General features: G+C 62.0%; 1 protein-coding gene. It reads left to right on the forward strand.

Annotated features, from left to right (window positions below; translation table 11 throughout):
• Positions 1–434, forward strand: a 434-nt coding sequence (locus B4E36_RS16350) for an ATP-binding cassette domain-containing protein (RefSeq protein WP_345900579.1), incomplete at both ends; no start/stop codon positions are given.

A 434-nucleotide genomic window follows, 5' to 3' on the forward strand; every position in this document is an offset into this window, starting at 1 on the left:
TCGCCGGGCTGATCGGCTCCGGGCGCAGTGAGATCGTCAAGGGAATCTGTCGTCTCGAAGGGGACGTAACCGGCGAAGTATGGTTGAACGGCCAGAAGCTCGCGCTCGCCGAATATGCCGACAGCATTGCCGCCGGCATGGTCTATCTGAGCGAGGACCGCAAGGGCGACGGCGTTTTTCTCGATATGTCGATCGCGGAGAACGTTTCGGCGCTTGATCTCGACCAGGTCTCCGGTGTCGGCGGGCTGATCAGCGGCGGAAAGGAGAGGGAACTGGCCGAACGGCTCGGTCGCACGCTCAACCTCAAATATGGCCGTCTCGGCGATCCGGTTTCGTCGCTGTCCGGCGGTAACCAGCAGAAGGTGGCGCTCGCCAAGATGCTGTCGGTCAATCCGAAACTGATCTTCCTCGATGAGCCGACGCGCGGCGTCGAT

The organism is Martelella sp. UBA3392, assembly GCF_002358775.1.
In the GTDB taxonomy this organism is placed as follows: Bacteria; Pseudomonadota; Alphaproteobacteria; order Rhizobiales; family Rhizobiaceae; genus Martelella; species Martelella mediterranea.